Below are 15,947 nucleotides of genomic sequence, written 5' to 3'. Positions count from 1 at the left end.
ACGGTAGACGCACACGCAAAGCGGCTGGTGCACACCCGGCACCCCGATACCCTGATCGCGTGGCTGAACCACGTACTCCGCGCGCCCGGATGACCGGCAGCGAGCGCAGGCGCCAACTCATCGGCATCGCCCGGTCGCTGTTCGCCGAACGCGGCTACGAGGGCACCTCGATCGAGGAGATCGCCCAGCGGGCCAACGTGTCCAAACCGGTCGTATACGAGCATTTCGGCGGCAAGGAAGGCCTCTACGCCGTCGTGGTGGACCGGGAGATGTCGGCCCTGCTGGACGGCATCACCTCGTCGCTGACCAATAACCGGTCCCGGGTCCGGGTCGAGCGGGTGGCGCTGGCGTTGCTCACCTACGTCGAGGAACGCACCGACGGCTTCCGCATCATGATCCGCGACTCCCCGGCCGCGATCAATTCGGGCACCTACTCCAGCCTGCTCAACGACGCCGTCAGCCAGGTCAGCTCCATCCTCGCCGGCGATTTCGCGCGCCGCGGGCTCGACCCCGACCTGGCGCCGCTGTACGCCCAGGCGCTGGTGGGCTCGGTCTCGATGACGGCTCAGTGGTGGCTGGACACCCGCGAACCCAAAAAGGAAGTTGTGGCCGCGCACCTGGTCAATTTGATGTGGAACGGCCTCACCCATCTGGAAGCCGACCCGCAGTTGCAGGACGAGTAGCCCCTGCGCACGCATGCAAGAACTTCGCAAGCGCCTGTTGTTGTGATCGGTAGCAGCCCGAGCCGTGTGCACTTGTGCACCAACCCGAACGAAAGGCTCATCATGCGTTCCCTGTTCCCCGCGCTGTCCAACGGCATCACCGGCCTCGCGATCACACTGCTGGTATCGGTGGGCCTGACGCTGTCGCCCCCCGCTCACGCCGACCAAGGCAACTGCCCGCGGTTGCAGGCCTGCACCACCTGGTGCCCGGGCGACCCCAACCCGGCGGGACGGCCGGTGCCGTGGGACGGCAGCGTCTGCCACGACTACTACTGGGACTCCTACGGAGTGCACGACGTGGGCACCGGAGCCTTCTACTCCTGGGCCACGATGCCCTGGTAGTCACCGGCCGGTACCTCGACGACGACGGCGGGCCGGGGGAAATGCTCGGCCGCACAGCCTTCGTCGAGTGCGTCCTCGATCACAACGGCCAGGTCGCGGGCATCACCGCTGCCGAGGCCGCTGAGGCTCAGTTCGGTGAGGATGACGCTGTGGTGGGCGCGGACGTCGGCCAGTACGGCGATCATCCGCCGGATCGCTTCGCCACACCTGGAGGGGTCGGCGATATGGCAGTGCATGCCGACCAGGTCGAGAGTGCGGTGCGCGAGCACCCACCGCACGGCGTCGGCGGCGTGATCGCCGCCCACCGTGAACCCGAACTCCTGGTCGCAGATGCCGGCACTGCGGTTCCCGTGGATGTCGACGTCCGGAATGACCTCGATGAGCACCCGCTGGTGGCGGACCAGACCGGCCAGGTAGCCGACCTCCAGCGGGTCGTCGACAACGATGCGGCCCACCCCGGCGGCCACCGCGCCACCTAGCTCGTCCAGGGACATCGCGTTGACGTGCAGGATGACGCGGCCGGGGTCGATTCCGCCGGACAGGGCGACCGCCAGTTCGCCGGACGAGCAGACGTCGACGCCGAGCCCTTCCTCGCGGACCCAGCGGGCCACCGTCGCGGTCGACAGTGACCTGCCCGCATAAACCATCTCGACCCCCCGCAACGCTTTATGGTCGCGACGGATGCGATGCCGGAAGTCGGCTTCGTCACAAATACCCGTCATCTGCTCGATGGCACGGCCCAGAAGTCGCGGGGCTGCCCGGCCGGCCGAAGGCAGCATGTGCAGCAGAGTCATGCCTCCAAACTGCGCCGATGCCGGCTCGAATGGGTCTTTCCTTACGCTTTCTTGACGCAGCGGGGCGCAATATTGACGAAGTGCCGCGCCCTAGAATGGTGCACATCATGACCGCACCGGGGACTGCAAGCCCAGATACCCCGATCGCGGGGCTCGTCGAATTGGCGCTCACGGCGCCGACATTTCAACAGCTCATCGAGCGCGCCTCCGATCGACCCGAACACCTGCCGCTGGTCGGACCCGCCAGTGCGCGCCTCTTCGTGGCCAGTGCACTGGCCGAGCACGGGGCGTTGCTGGTGGTCACGGCGACCGGCCGGGAAGCCGATGACCTGAGCGCCGAATTACGCGGGGTCTACGGCGACGCGGTCGCGGTCTTCCCGTCCTGGGAAACGCTGCCGCACGAACGGCTCTCGCCCGGCATCGACACCGTCGGCACCCGGATGATGGTGCTGCGCCGGCTGGCCCACCCCGACGATGCCCGCCTGGGCCCACCGCTGCGGGTCGTGGTGACGGCCGTCCGGTCCCTGCTGCAACCCATGGCGCCGCAACTCGGCCGGCTGGAACCGCTGGCCCTAACGGTCGGCGACGAGATTCCGTTCGAGGAGGTCGCGCAACGGCTCGTCGAGCTGGCCTACACCCGAGTCGACATGGTCGGGCGGCGCGGGGAATTCGCGGTGCGGGGCGGCATCATGGACATTTTCGCGCCGACCGCCGAGCACCCGGTGCGGATCGAATTCTGGGGTGACGAGATCACCGAGATGCGGATGTTCTCGGTCGCCGACCAGCGCTCGATCCCCGAGATCGCCGTCGACACGCTGGTCGCGGTCGCGTGTCGCGAGCTGTTGCTGACCGACGATGTCCGGGCCCGCGCGGCCGAGCTGGCCGGGCACCATCCCGCATCGGAAAACACCGTCACCGGCAGCATCATCGACATGCTGGCCAAGCTGGCCGAAGGCATCCCGGTCGACGGCATGGAGGCGTTGCAGTCGGTGTTGCAGCCCTCGGAGGACGGGGCGCACGCCCTGCTGACCGATCAGCTGGCGGCCGGCACTCCGGTGCTGGTCTGCGACCCGGAGAAGGTGCGCACCCGGGCCGCCGACCTGATCAAGACCGGCCGGGAGTTCCTGGAAGCGTCCTGGTCGGTCGCGGCCCTGGGCACCGATGCGCCGGTCGATGTCGAACAACTCGGTGGGTCCGGCTTCGCCGAACTCGACGAGGCTCAGGAGGCGGCCCGCCGCGCCGGACATCCGTGGTGGACGCTGAGCCAGCTTTCCGACGAATCGGCGGTGGAACTGGATATCCGGTCCGCTCCGTCGGCGCGGGGGCACCAGCACGACATCGACGGCATTTTCGCGATGCTGCGCGCGCATGTGTCCACCGGCGGTTACGCCGCGATGGTGGCGCCCGGTACCGGGACCGCGCACCGGATGGTCGAGCGCCTGGCCGAGTCCGATATCGCCGCGGCGATGCTGGAACCCGGCCAGCCGCCCAAGCCCGGAGTCGTCGGTGTCCTGCGGGGGCCGTTGCACGACGGCGTCGTCGTCCCGGGTGCCAACCTGGTCGTCATCACCGAGGCCGATCTGACCGGCAGCCGGGCCACGGCCGGTGAGGGCAAACGCCTGGCGGCCAAGCGGCGCAACACGGTCGACCCGCTGGCGCTGACCGCCGGCGATCTGGTGGTCCACGACCAGCACGGCATCGGTCGCTTCGTGGAGATGGTGGAACGCACGGTCGGCGGTGCGCGCCGCGAGTACCTGGTGCTCGAATACGCCTCGTCCAAGAGGGGCGGGGGCTCGGACAAGCTGTACGTCCCGATGGACTCGCTCGACCAGCTGTCGCGCTACGTCGGCGGACAGGCGCCCGCGCTGAGCAAACTGGGCGGCAGCGACTGGACCAACACCAAGACTAAAGCGCGCCGCGCCGTCCGCGAGATCGCCGGTGAGCTGGTGGCGCTCTACGCGAAACGACAGGCCAGCCCCGGTCACGCGTTCGCCCAGGACACGCCGTGGCAGGCCGAGATGGAGGACGCGTTCGGCTTCACCGAGACCATGGACCAGCTGACCGCGATCACCGAGGTCAAGTCCGACATGGAGAAGCCGGTCCCGATGGACCGGGTGATCTGCGGCGACGTCGGCTACGGCAAGACCGAGATCGCCGTGCGGGCGGCGTTCAAGGCGGTCCAGGACGGCAAGCAGGTCGCCGTGCTGGTGCCCACCACGCTGCTGGCCGACCAGCATCTGCAGACCTTCACCGACCGGATGGCCGGCTTCCCGGTGACGGTCAAGGGCCTGTCCCGGTTCACCGACCCGGCCGAGTCCCGCAAGGTGGTCGAGGGTATGGCCGACGGATCGGTCGACATCGTCATCGGCACCCACCGGCTGCTGCAGACCGGGGTGCGCTGGAAAGACCTCGGTCTGGTGATCGTCGACGAGGAGCAGCGGTTCGGCGTCGAGCACAAGGAACACATCAAGGCGCTGCGCAGCCACGTCGACGTGCTGACCATGAGCGCCACCCCGATCCCGCGCACGCTGGAGATGAGCCTGGCCGGCATCCGCGAGATGTCGACGATCCTGACCCCACCCGAAGAGCGCTACCCGGTGCTGACCTACGTCGGCCCGCACGACGACAAGCAGATCGCCGCGGCCCTGCGGCGGGAGCTGCTGCGCGACGGGCAGGTGTTCTACGTGCACAACCGGGTCAGCTCCATCGACCGGGCCGCTGCCCACGTTCGGGAGCTGGTGCCCGAGGCGCGGGTGGTGGTCGCACACGGGCAGATGCCCGAAGACCTGCTGGAACGCACCGTGCAAGGGTTCTGGAACCGCGAATACGACATCCTGGTGTGCACCACGATCGTGGAGACCGGCCTGGACATCTCCAACGCCAACACCCTGATCGTCGAACGCGCCGACACGTTCGGCCTCTCCCAGCTGCATCAGTTGCGTGGCCGGGTGGGCCGCAGCCGGGAGCGCGGCTACGCCTACTTCCTGTACCCGCCGAATGCGCCGCTGACCGAGACGGCCTACGACCGGTTGGCGACGATCGCCCAGAACAACGAACTGGGCGCCGGCATGGCGGTCGCGCTCAAGGACCTCGAGATCCGGGGGGCGGGCAACGTGCTCGGCGTCGAGCAGTCCGGCCACGTCGCCGGTGTCGGGTTCGACCTGTACGTGCGGCTGGTCGGCGAGGCGGTGGAGGCCTACCGGGCCGCCGCTGACGGGCAGACGGTCACCACGGCCGAGGAGCCCAAGGATGTGCGCATCGACCTGCCGGTCGATGCGCACCTGCCGCCGGACTACATCGCGAGCGACCGGCTCCGGCTGGAGGGTTACCGCCGTCTGGCCTCCGCCACCTGCGACAACGACATCGAAGCTGTCGTTGAAGAGCTGATCGACCGGTATGGCCCGCTGCCCGAGCCCGCCGAACGGCTGGTGGCGGTGGCGCGGCTGCGGTTGCTGTGCAAGGCGTCCGGGATCACCGAGGTCAGCGCCACCTCGGCGACTTCGGCGGCGGTGGTGCGGCTGACACCTATGACATTGCCGGACTCCGCCCAGGTTCGCCTGGCCCGGATGTACCCGGGCGGCCGCTACCGTGCGACGACGTCGACGGTGCAGGTTCCGATCCCGCGCGCGGGCGGGATCGGCGCCGGGCACATCCGCGATGTCGAGCTGGTGCAGATGGTCGCCGATCTGGTGACTGCGCTGGCCGGGAAACCGCAGCAAGATGTTGGTATGACGAACACGCCGGTGAAGGAGCGACGGGCCTGATGATTGTCGTTCTGGTCGACCCGCGCCGTCCGGCGCTGGTGCCGGTGGAAGCCATCGAGTTGCTGTCCGGGCCCGTGCAGTACACCGAAGAGATGCCGATCGCGGTGCCCTGGTCGCTGCCCGACGCGCACCCCGCGTACACCGGGGATGACGCGCCGGTGCTGCTGTCGTCGGACCCCAACCATCCGGCGGTCACCGCACGGCTGGCCGCCGGCGCCCGTTTGATCGCCGCCCCCGAACGTCAGCGCGGCGAGCGTCTGATCGACGCGGTCGCGATGATGGACAAGCTGCGCACCGCCGGGCCGTGGGAGAGCGAGCAAACCCACGACTCGCTGCGCAGATATCTGCTGGAAGAGACTTACGAGCTGCTGGACGCGGTGCACAGCGGCAACGTCGACCAGCTCCGCGAGGAACTCGGCGACCTGCTGCTGCAGGTGCTCTTCCATTCGCGCATCGCCGAGGATGCGGCGCTGCTTCCCTTCACCATCGACGACGTTGCCGACACGCTGATGCGCAAACTGGGCAACCGGGTGCCGGGCGTGCTTGCGGGCGAGGAGATTTCGCTGCAGGACCAGCTGGCCCAGTGGGAGGAGGCCAAGGCGTCGGAGCGGTCGAAGAAGTCGCGCAACTCGGTGCTGGACGACGTTCACACCGGGCAGCCGGCATTGGCGCTGGCGCAGAAGGTCATTCAGCGCGTGTGCCAGGCCGGTCTGCCTGAAGAGTTCATTCCCGCTCAGCTCACCACCGTCAGGCTCTCACCCGACGTCGACGCGGAAAACACGCTGCGCGCAGCCGTATTGGATTTCGTGGACGTGGTCCTCGGTGTCGAGAAGGCGATCGCCGCCACCCGCCGCGGCGACAGCATCGCAGAAGAACTCGACATGACACCACTGGGCTTCGTCACCGAGGAGGAATGGCGGGCGCACTGGCCGTCGAGCGAGCCGATCGCGGACCCGGAGCCTGAATCGCCCGCGGTGGAATCGGACTCGGATGTCATCGGCGATCTGCCGGAAACGCCGAAGGAGTCGCGCCCCAAAAAGCGCAAAGGGCGCCGCTGAGGGGTTTTCGGCCAGGTTTGCGACAACTCAGAGAACCTCCACAAACAGCCAGCTCCTGGGTCGATGACCGCTACTGCGTTGTGTGCTATGCGGTTCGGCGAGCCGGGCACCGCCGCGACTCATGGGACGATGATCTAGGCCGAAAAGGGTGAGATGCCCCCAATAGGGAGATCGACAGGGAGAGTTCGTGTCGCCGAGACGCTGGTTGCGCGCGGTCGCCGTGATAGGGGCGACCGCGATGCTGTTGGCGTCCAGTTGCACGTGGCAACTCAGCCTGTTCATCCCCGAGGGCGTGCCGCCGCCGGCGGGGGACCCGGTGCCGCCCGTGGACACCCACGCCGTCGGCCGCCCCGCCGACCAACTTCGGGAGTGGGCGCAGGCGCGGGCTCCGGCCCTGGAGATGCCGGTCGTCGCGCTGGAGGCCTACGCCTACGCGGCGCGCGTCGCCGAAGTGGAAAACCCGAAGTGCCATATCGCCTGGACGACGCTGGCGGGAATCGGGCAGGTGGAGAGCCATAACGGCACCTATCGCGGCGCCACGATAGCGCCCAACGGCGATGTCAGGCCGCCCATCCGGGGTGTCCGGCTCGACGGCAGCGGTGGCAACCTGCGCATTGTGGACAACGACGGTGGCCTGCTCGACGGCGACAACGGCGTGGAGCGCGCGATGGGCCCGATGCAGTTCATCTCCGAGACCTGGCGGCTCTACGGCGTCGACGCCAACAACGACGGCACTGCCAGCCCGGATAACATCGATGACGCCGCACTGTCGGCCGCAGGCTATTTATGTTGGCGCGGAAAGGATCTCGCAACGCCGCGCGGCTGGATCAATGCGTTGCGGGCCTACAACAACTCCGGGGTCTACGCGCGGGCGGTGCGGGACTGGGCGACCGCCTATGCTGCGGGGCATCCGCTGTAGAAAGATGTACCGCCGGGGGCCGCAGCAGGGCCACGAGCGCAAAGGAGAACCCAGTGCCGATTATCGAGCAGGTCGGAGCCCGCGAGATCCTCGATTCCCGCGGTAACCCGACCGTCGAGGTCGAGGTCGCGCTGATCGACGGAACATTCGCGCGTGCGGCGGTGCCTTCGGGCGCGTCGACCGGCGAGCACGAGGCGGTCGAACTGCGCGACGGCGGCGACCGCTACGGCGGCAAAGGCGTGAAGAAGGCCGTTCAGGCGGTACTGGACGAGATCGGACCCGCCGTCATCGGGCTCAACGCCGACGACCAGCGGCTGGTCGATCAGGCGCTGGTGGACCTCGACGGCACCCCCGACAAGTCCCGCCTGGGGGCCAACGCGATCCTGGGTATCTCGCTGGCCGTGGCCAAGGCGGCGGCGGACAGTGCCGCTCTGCCGCTGTTTCGGTACCTGGGCGGACCGAACGCCCACATCCTGCCCGTGCCGATGATGAACATCCTCAACGGCGGCGCGCACGCCGACACCGGGGTCGATGTTCAGGAATTCATGGTGGCGCCCATCGGCGCCCCCAGCTTCAGCGAGTCGCTGCGCTGGGGCACCGAGGTGTACCACGCGCTGAAGTCGGTGCTGAAGAAGGAGGGGCTGTCCACCGGATTGGGCGACGAGGGTGGATTCGCCCCGGATGTGGCGGGAACCACCGCGGCGCTCGACCTGATCAGCCGGGCCATCGAGTCGGCAGGCTTCAAACTCGGAGTCGACGTCGCCCTGGCGCTGGACGTCGCGGCCACCGAGTTCTACACCGACGGCACCGGATACAGCTTCGAGGGTTCGACCCGCACCGCCGACGAGATGACGGAGTTCTACGCCGGACTGCTCAACTCGTATCCGCTGGTGTCCATCGAAGACCCGCTGTCCGAGGACGATTGGGACGGCTGGACCGCCCTGACGGCAGGTATCGGTGACCGGGTGCAGATCGTCGGCGACGACCTGTTCGTCACCAATCCCGAGCGCCTGGAAGAAGGTATCGAGCGCGGGGCGGCAAATGCGTTGCTGGTCAAGGTGAATCAGATCGGCACGCTGACCGAGACGCTGGATGCGGTGGCCCTGGCGCACCACAGCGGATACCGCACGATGATGAGTCACCGCAGCGGCGAGACCGAGGACACCACCATCGCCGACCTGGCGGTCGCGGTCGGCAGCGGCCAGATCAAGACGGGCGCGCCGGCCCGCAGCGAGCGGGTCGCCAAGTACAACCAGCTGCTGCGGATCGAAGAGGCGCTCGGCGACGCGGCCCGCTATGCCGGCGATCTGGCGTTCCCGCGGTACGCAGAGGACCCCAAGTAGCTTGTCTCCCAAGCCCGATCCGAAGCGGCGTGCCCCGGCCTCCCGGCCGGGGAAGCCGGGTGATTCGGCTCGGGCACGTCGTTCGGGCGGTGCCTCGAAGTCCTACGCCAGTCCTGTTTCGCGGCCCGTCTCGAAGCCCGCGCAGACGGCTCCCGACGAAAGCCGTTCCACCGGCTCGTTGCACGAGCACGTCGTGGACCCGATCAAGCGGTCATTTACCGAATCCGTTGAGCAGAGATCGGATCAGCGGCTGGGATTCACGGCGCGGCGGGCCGCGATCCTGGCCGCGGTCGTGTGTGTGCTGACGCTGACCATCGCCGGACCGGTGCGAACGTACTTCTCCCAGCGCACCGAGATGGCGCAACTGTCGGCGACCGAGGCCGCGCTGCGTCGCCAGATCGCGGATCTGGAACAACGCAAGGGCCAGTTGGCAGACCCCGCGTATATCGCGGCGCAGGCGCGCGAGCGCCTCGGGTTCGTCAAGCCCGGAGACATTCCGTTCCAGGTCCAGCTTCCGCCTGGCACGGCGCCAACCCCGCAGCCCGGCGCGGAAGTGGGTGGCGCTCCGAAGAACGAGCCCTGGTACACCTCGCTGTGGCACACCATCGCCGACGCGCCGCACCTGCCGCCGGCGGCCGGGCCGGCTCCCGAGCCGGCACCGCCCAACCCGCCGTCGCCCGGTGGTTGATCCGGCTGACCTGGAGGCGGTAGCCCGCCAGCTGGGTCGCGAGCCTCGTGGTGTGCTGGAGATCGCCTACCGCTGCTCAGACGGTGAGCCGGGGGTGGTGAAGACCGCGCCGAAACTTCCCGACGGCACTCCGTTTCCGACGTTGTACTACCTGACGCACCCGGTGCTCACCGCGGCAGCGAGCCGATTGGAAACGACCGGACTGATGCGGGATATGACCGAAAGGCTCTGCAGTAGCGAGGATTTGGCCACCGCATACCGACGCGCGCACGAGTCCTATCTGGCCGAGCGGGACGCGATCGAGTCGTTGGGCACCACCTTCTCCGGTGGCGGTATGCCGGACCGGGTGAAATGCCTGCATGTGCTGATTGCGCACTCACTGGCCAAGGGCCCGGGTCTCAATCCCTTCGGCGACGAGGCGCTGGCGCTGCTGGCCGCGGAGTCCGGTGCGGCGGCCGCATTGATCGGGAGGCAGTGGCTGTGACGAGACTCGCCGGTATCGACTGTGGTACCAACTCGATTCGATTGCTGATCGCCGACGTCGAGGGGGAGCGGCTGCACGACGTGCATCGCGAGATGCGCATCGTGCGGCTCGGTCAGGGCGTCGACGCGACCGGCGAGTTCGCCCCCGAGGCGATTGCCCGGACCCGCGCGGCGCTGGTCGACTATGCCGAATTGCTTCGGACGCATGATGTCTCGCGGGTACGGATGGTCGCGACATCGGCGACTCGGGACGCCGCTAATCGTGACGTCTTCTTCGCAATGACCGCCGACGTGCTGGGCGCCGTGATTCCGGGGTCGATCGCCGAAGTGATCACCGGCGCCGAGGAGGCCGCACTGTCCTTCCGCGGCGCGGTCGGCGACTTGGACCGGGCGGATGCGCCTTTCGTGGTAGTCGACCTGGGTGGGGGGTCGACGGAAATTGTGCTCGGTGAGTCGACCGATGACATCGTGGCCAGCTACTCGGCTGACATCGGTTGTGTCCGGTTGACCGAACGGTGTCTGCATTCCGATCCGCCGGCGCCGGACGAGGTGGCGGCGGCCCGCGAGGTGGTCCGCGAGCGACTCGACGTCGCGCTGCGCGCGGTACCGGTGGCCGGGGCGCGGACGTGGGTCGGGCTGGCCGGGACAATGACCACGCTGTCGGCGCTGGCGCACGGTCTGACGCGCTATGACCCTGCGGTGATTCATCTTTCGCGGGTGCCGTTGGACGATTTGATGGCGGTGTGTGACCGGCTGATCACCATGACCAGGGCGGAGCGGGCCGCGCTGGGACCGATGCATGAGGGCCGCGTCGACGTGATCGGTGGCGGGGCGATCGTGGTTCAGGAATTGGCGCGGGAATTGCGTTCGCAGACCGGCATTTCGGAGCTGGTCGTCAGTGAACACGACATCCTGGACGGAATTGTCCTGTCGATCGCGTAGTCACCGGGCCCGGCCTCCTTCGGGCACCACCGGGCAACCAGGCCGCCGAAACCATTACGTCAAAGATAAGACAGCTCCGTCTTAATGGTGCCGGAACTGATCAAATTAAAACACCGAAGATAATCTTCAGTCGCCGGGTTGTTTGCATGCTGTACGATCGGTCCTCAACATCACCGAGGCATTCTGTTGATCTGGGAAAACATTGTGGACGAGCGCGAACAAAGGCCGTTCGTCATCGCCGACCTAGTTCGATTTATCTACCGTGCTTGTATTCTGCCATTCGCCTCGGGTGAGCTGGCCAAGTGGATACGGAAGACGAGGAGGCGCCAGTGTATGAATTATCTGCTACTCGCTGGCGGGTAGGAAATTCCGGTGTGCAAGAACCGCCCGGTGCCGGGGCCTCACCTGCCGCACCTGGCATCGGGGGGACGCGGTGATCAGACTCTCTGATGCAGGCGCTGCATTGCGGCGCGGGAGCACCCCTGTTCTGCACGATTCGATACTGGACGCGATGCGGCAGCTGCTGCTCACCCGCGATTGGTCCGCTATCACGCTGTCCGATGTCGCGCGCTCGGCGGGGATCAGCCGGCAGACCATCTACAACGAGTTCGGCTCCCGCCAGGGCTTGGCGCAGGGTTATGCGCTGCGACTGGCTGACCAGCTCGTCGACTCCGTAAAGGCCGCTCTGGACGCCAAGAGCGGCAATATCCACGATGCCCTCTTGCATGCCTTCCGGGCATTCTTCACCGAGTCGGCGGCCGACCCTCTGGTGATCTCGCTATTGACCGGCGTCGCCAAACCAGACCTGCTGCAGCTCGTCACCACGGACAGCGCGCCTATCGTCAGCCGGGCGTCGACGCGACTACTCATCGCGTTCGACCAGACCTGGCCGGTGGGTGCGGACGACGACGCCGGTGTCGTGACCCGGGCGATCGCCAGGCTGTGCCTGAGCTACATCTCCACGCCCCCCGAGCCCGGCCGGGACGTGGCAGCGGATCTTGCCAGGTTGATAGCCCCGCTAGTCGAGCGAAATGGGAGATAGCTCGCGGAAAGGATCGTCCGGCGCCCGTGCGATCTTTGTCGGGCATCTTTCCGGCTAGCCGGAATGGTGTTGTCCTCAGCCGGCGCATCCGACTTCAAAAGCGACATTATCTCAATTTCGAAAATATACTCCGAGCGCTCGGCATTGATAAGGGTAAAGTCTCGTCAATTCTCGACGTCCGGCTCGGTAATCAAGAGGTGTAATCGAATCGTCTCGCATATCCTGCAGACGGGACCGGGCATCGCACAGTAAATTTGACAACCATGGACGATAGTCAATTTCTGACGGGTCAACGTGTCCTCGTCTGTCGCGGCAGCGATGGCGATCGCGACGGGACGATCGTGGAGGATTTCGCCGAAACCGCCGGCTACGCCGTCCGAATCGGTGACGTTCATATCGTCGACGCAAGTCGTCGCTGGGCCGTCCTCCTCGACGACGGGTCGCTGGTGTTCGTTGACACCAAGGACCTCCGAGTGACGGGCGACGCGATCAACGATCGCGAATGCGCCTCGTCCGAGGATTAGCAATCACGATGCGGGATCTCGGAGTGCTCGATGCCATCAGGAAACGAGTTGGATAGAGACTGACGTGGCGGGTGCGACTCAGGCCTCGAAGCGGTAGCCCATCCCCGATTCGGTCAGCAGATGCCGGGGATGCGACGGGTCGGCCTCGAGTTTGCGCCGTAGCTGCGCCAAATAGACTCGTAGATAATGGGTTTCGGTGGCATACCCTGGACCCCACACCTCCTTGAGCAGTTCCTCGCGACCGACGAGCTTCCCTCGATTGCGGACCAGCACCTCCAGCATTCCCCACTCGGTCGGTGTCAGATGCACCTCCGCGCCGTCCTTGGTCACCTTTTTCGCTGCCAGATCGACGGTGAAAGCCGCGGTTTCGATCACCGGCTGGTCGATCTCGGAGGCCGCCGTATTGCGCCGCACCGCCGCCCGCAGCCGGGCCAGAAACTCGTCCATGCCAAAGGGTTTCGTCACGTAGTCGTCGGCTCCGGCGTCCAGGGCCTCCACCTTGTCCGCCGAGTCGCTGCGCGCCGACAGCACGATCACCGGGGCGGAAAGCCAGCCGCGCAGGCCGGCCAGCACGTCGATCCCCGAGATGTCCGGCAGCCCGAGATCGAGGATCACCACGTCGGGGGGATGCTCGGCGGCCGCGCGCAACGCCCCGGCGCCGGTGGACGCGGTGGTCACCTCGTACCCGCGGACCGTCAAGTTGATCTTCAGCGCCCGCAGGATGTGTGGCTCGTCGTCGATGACCAGTACGCGGGTCATGAGATCTCCTGCGGCGCGGCCAGATCCACCACCACGGTCAGCCCGCCGCCGGGCGTGTCGCCGGCGGTGATCGTGCCGCCCATGGCCTCGACGAAGCCACGGGCCACCGACATGCCCAGGCCGACGCCGATGGTGTTGTCGTGATCGCCGAGACGCTGGAAGGCCTCGAAGATCTGCTCTTCGGCCCCGTGCGGGATGCCCGGGCCCTCATCGATGACGTTGATCAGCACCCGTTCGCCCACCCGGCCCGCATTCACTCGCACCACACAGTCGGGCGCGTAGCGCAGCGCGTTGTCGATCAGGTTGGCCAGCACCCGTTCCAGCAGCCCGGCATCGGCCATGGCTACCGCGTCCCCGACGTCGACCTTCACGCGGTCGATCGCCGACCGAAAGAATCCGGTGGCCCCCTTGCCGATACTGACCAACGCGCGTTGCACCACTTCCTCGAGATACACCCGGTGCAATTCGGGGTGGACCACCCCGGCGGCCAGCCGCGACGAGTCGAGCAGGTTGCCCACCAAAGCGGTCAACGAGTCGATGGACTCCTCGATGGTGGCCAGCAGCTCAGCGGTGTCCTCGGGAGAGAAGGCGACATCGCCGGACCGCAGGCTGGACACCGCAACCTTGGCCGCCGCCAACGGTGTTCGCAGGTCGTGGCTGACCGCCGACAGCAACGAGCGCCGAAGTTCGTCAGCGCGCACGATCGCTTCGGTGCGGCTGGCTTCGTCGGCAAGTTCTCGTTGCTTGATCAGGCCCGCCGCCTGGGTCGCGACGGCATGCAACACCCGGCGATCCCGGGCAGAAAGCCGCCGGCCACCCAGCAGCATCCAGAACTCGTCGTCCCCGACCTCGATCGCGGTGTCGGCGGAATCGACCGTGGTGCAGGCATCCTTGCCGACCGCGGCGACCACCTGGCTTCGCGCACGGCCTTCGACGGTGTCTTCGCGCAACATGCTGACCGCCCGCTGCGAGTAGGTTTCGCGCACCCGCTCCAGCAAGGTGTCCAAATCGGCACCGCGCAGTACGGATCCGGCGAACAGCGTGAGCAGTTCGGCCTCCTGCGATGCGCGCCTAGCCTCACGCGATCGCTTGGCCGCATTGTCGACGAGTACCGCGACCGCGACTGCGATCACCAGCAGCACCAGCTCGGTGACGGCCGCCGACGGCTCCGCGATGGTGAACGTGTGGCGGGGATCGGTCAGGAAGTAGTTGAGCAGCAGGCTGGACAGCACTCCGGAAAACACCGCCGGCCCCACCCCGCCCAACAAGGCAACAAGTAGCACTCCGACGAAGAACAACGCGCTCTCACCGCTGGTATCCAAGTACCGGTCCAGCCAGACCACCGTCACACCGCAGATCAGCGACGGCACGAGGACTGCCGCTAGCCACGACGCCACCCGACGCTCGCGCCGCGACATCGAGGCGGTGCGAATTCCGCGCTTGGACTCCTCGTGGGTGACCATGTGCACGTCGATCTTGCCGGAGTGCTCGACGATCGCGGGCCCGATACCTTCGTCGAAGATGCGTGCCCACCGGGGCCGGCGGGAGGTGCCGACCACCAGCTGGGTGGCGTTCATCTCGCGTGCGAAATCCAGCAGAGCACTGGGCACGTCGTCGCCGACGACGGTGTGGAGCGAGGCGCCGAGACTGTTCGCCAGCTCGCGGATCTTGGCCATCCGGGCTTCGGACAGGCCGGCGAGGCCGTCGCCGCGCACGACGTGCACCACCATCAGCTCGGCAGTGGACTTCGACGCGATCCGAGAAGCCCTGCGCACCAGTGTCTCTGACTCCGGGCCGCCGGTGACGGCTACCACGACACGCTCGCGGGCCTCCCACATCGCGGTGATCTTGTTCTCCGCGCGGTATTTGGCCAGCGCGGTGTCGACCTGGTCGGCCAGCCACAGCAACGCCAATTCGCGCAGCGCCGTGAGGTTTCCGGGGCGGAAGTAATTGGACAGCGCCGCGTCGACTCGTTCCGGTGCGTAGACATTGCCATGAGAAAGCCTGCGCCGCAGCGCTTCCGGGGTGATATCGATGAGCTCGACCTGGGACGCCTGCCGCACGATCGAGTCCGGAATGGTCTCCTTCTGTTCGATACCGGTGATCTGGGCGACGACGTCGTTCAGGCTCTCCAGGTGCTGGATGTTGACCGTGGAGATCACCGTGATGCCGGCGTCGAGGAGCTCTTCGACATCCTGCCAGCGCTTGGCGTTCTTGCTGCCCGGCGTGTTGGTGTGGGCCAGCTCGTCGACCAGGACCACATGCGGATGGCGCGCGAGCACGGCCGCCACGTCCAGCTCGGGGAAACTGCCGCCGCGATAGTCGATGTAGCGCGGCGGAATGGTCTCGATGCCGCGAATCAGCTCAGCGGTTTTCGCGCGTCCGTGCGTCTCGACGACGGCGGCCACCACATCGGTGCCGCGCTCCAAGCGCCGGTGCGCTTCGCCGAGCATCGCGTAGGTCTTACCGACTCCGGGTGCCGCGCCGAGGTAGATACGCAGCTCTCCGCGCTTGGCGCGGGGCTCGCCGAGGTTGACGTCGGTCACGTCAACCATCATCCCCCCGCG

Annotated in this window: 13 protein-coding genes and 1 pseudogene; 11 read left to right on the top strand and 3 right to left on the bottom strand. The window is 67.2% G+C overall.

The features are described 5' to 3' along the window. Window positions 1-89 precede the first annotated feature (89 nt). Both QXK92_RS24015 and QXK92_RS24010 read left to right on the top strand, forming a co-directional pair. Window positions 90-683, top strand: a complete 594-nt coding sequence (locus QXK92_RS24015) for a TetR/AcrR family transcriptional regulator (RefSeq protein WP_306246466.1) — start codon at window positions 90-92, stop codon at window positions 681-683. A gap of 102 nt (window positions 684-785) precedes the next feature. After that, window positions 786-1,064: a hypothetical protein gene (locus QXK92_RS24010; protein ID WP_306245751.1), complete on the top strand. Its 279-nt coding sequence runs from the start codon at window positions 786-788 to the stop codon at window positions 1,062-1,064. A 14-nt stretch (window positions 1,065-1,078) separates the two neighbouring features. On the opposite strand, the pseudogene QXK92_RS24005 reads toward QXK92_RS24010, so the two are convergent. After that, window positions 1,079-1,858: pseudogene (locus QXK92_RS24005) on the bottom strand (diaminopimelate decarboxylase); the annotation flags it as partial. A gap of 107 nt (window positions 1,859-1,965) precedes the next feature. Between QXK92_RS24005 and mfd the strand changes: the two are divergent. The 9 genes from mfd to QXK92_RS23960 all read left to right on the top strand — a co-directional run bounded on the left by mfd (window position 1,966) and on the right by QXK92_RS23960 (window position 12,621). Then, complete coding sequence (mfd, locus tag QXK92_RS24000; RefSeq protein WP_306245750.1) at window positions 1,966-5,622, top strand: transcription-repair coupling factor; 3,657 nt, start codon at window positions 1,966-1,968, stop codon at window positions 5,620-5,622. Beyond that, a complete protein-coding gene (locus QXK92_RS23995) occupies window positions 5,622-6,680 on the top strand; it encodes a nucleoside triphosphate pyrophosphohydrolase (RefSeq protein WP_306245749.1) in 1,059 nt (352 codons plus the stop codon). The genes mfd and QXK92_RS23995 overlap by 1 nt, the downstream gene beginning before the upstream one ends. 187 nt (window positions 6,681-6,867) lie before the next feature. Continuing rightward, window positions 6,868-7,599 (top strand): lytic transglycosylase domain-containing protein, encoded by a 732-nt coding sequence (locus QXK92_RS23990; RefSeq protein WP_306245748.1) that lies wholly within the window; start codon window positions 6,868-6,870, stop codon window positions 7,597-7,599. Window positions 7,600-7,652: 53 nt separating this feature from the next. Continuing rightward, window positions 7,653-8,942, top strand: coding sequence for a phosphopyruvate hydratase (gene eno / locus QXK92_RS23985; RefSeq protein ID WP_306245747.1), 1,290 nt, complete (start codon window positions 7,653-7,655; stop codon window positions 8,940-8,942). A 1-nt stretch (window position 8,943) separates the two neighbouring features. Next, a complete protein-coding gene (locus tag QXK92_RS23980) occupies window positions 8,944-9,630 on the top strand; it encodes a septum formation initiator family protein (RefSeq protein WP_371934587.1) in 687 nt (228 codons plus the stop codon). Further along, complete coding sequence (locus tag QXK92_RS23975) at window positions 9,623-10,114, top strand: DUF501 domain-containing protein (protein ID WP_306245745.1); 492 nt, start codon at window positions 9,623-9,625, stop codon at window positions 10,112-10,114. Before QXK92_RS23980 ends, QXK92_RS23975 begins: the two co-directional genes overlap by 8 nt. Then, a complete protein-coding gene (locus tag QXK92_RS23970; protein WP_306245744.1) occupies window positions 10,105-11,055 on the top strand; it encodes a Ppx/GppA phosphatase family protein in 951 nt (316 codons plus the stop codon). The genes QXK92_RS23975 and QXK92_RS23970 overlap by 10 nt, the downstream gene beginning before the upstream one ends. A gap of 511 nt (window positions 11,056-11,566) precedes the next feature. After that, complete coding sequence (locus QXK92_RS23965; RefSeq protein ID WP_306245743.1) at window positions 11,567-12,097, top strand: TetR family transcriptional regulator; 531 nt, start codon at window positions 11,567-11,569, stop codon at window positions 12,095-12,097. A 263-nt stretch (window positions 12,098-12,360) separates the two neighbouring features. Further along, a complete protein-coding gene (locus QXK92_RS23960) occupies window positions 12,361-12,621 on the top strand; it encodes a hypothetical protein (RefSeq protein WP_306246464.1) in 261 nt (86 codons plus the stop codon). 78 nt (window positions 12,622-12,699) lie between these two features. Here the strand turns inward: QXK92_RS23960 and QXK92_RS23955 are convergent, their stop codons facing one another. Both QXK92_RS23955 and QXK92_RS23950 read right to left on the bottom strand, forming a co-directional pair. Then, window positions 12,700-13,380 (bottom strand): response regulator, encoded by a 681-nt coding sequence (locus QXK92_RS23955; RefSeq protein WP_306245742.1) that lies wholly within the window; start codon window positions 13,378-13,380, stop codon window positions 12,700-12,702. Then, the gene (locus QXK92_RS23950) at window positions 13,377-15,938 is read right to left on the bottom strand and encodes a sensor histidine kinase KdpD (protein WP_306245741.1); all 2,562 of its coding nucleotides are present in this window, start codon (window positions 15,936-15,938) and stop codon (window positions 13,377-13,379) included. The genes QXK92_RS23955 and QXK92_RS23950 overlap by 4 nt, the downstream gene beginning before the upstream one ends. Window positions 15,939-15,947: the final 9 nt, after the last annotated feature.

The sequence above is a fragment of the Mycobacterium sp. TY815 genome (assembly GCF_030755135.1).
Lineage (GTDB): Bacteria > Actinomycetota > Actinomycetes > Mycobacteriales > Mycobacteriaceae > Mycobacterium.
This window is presented reverse-complemented; position numbering and strand designations above follow the sequence as displayed.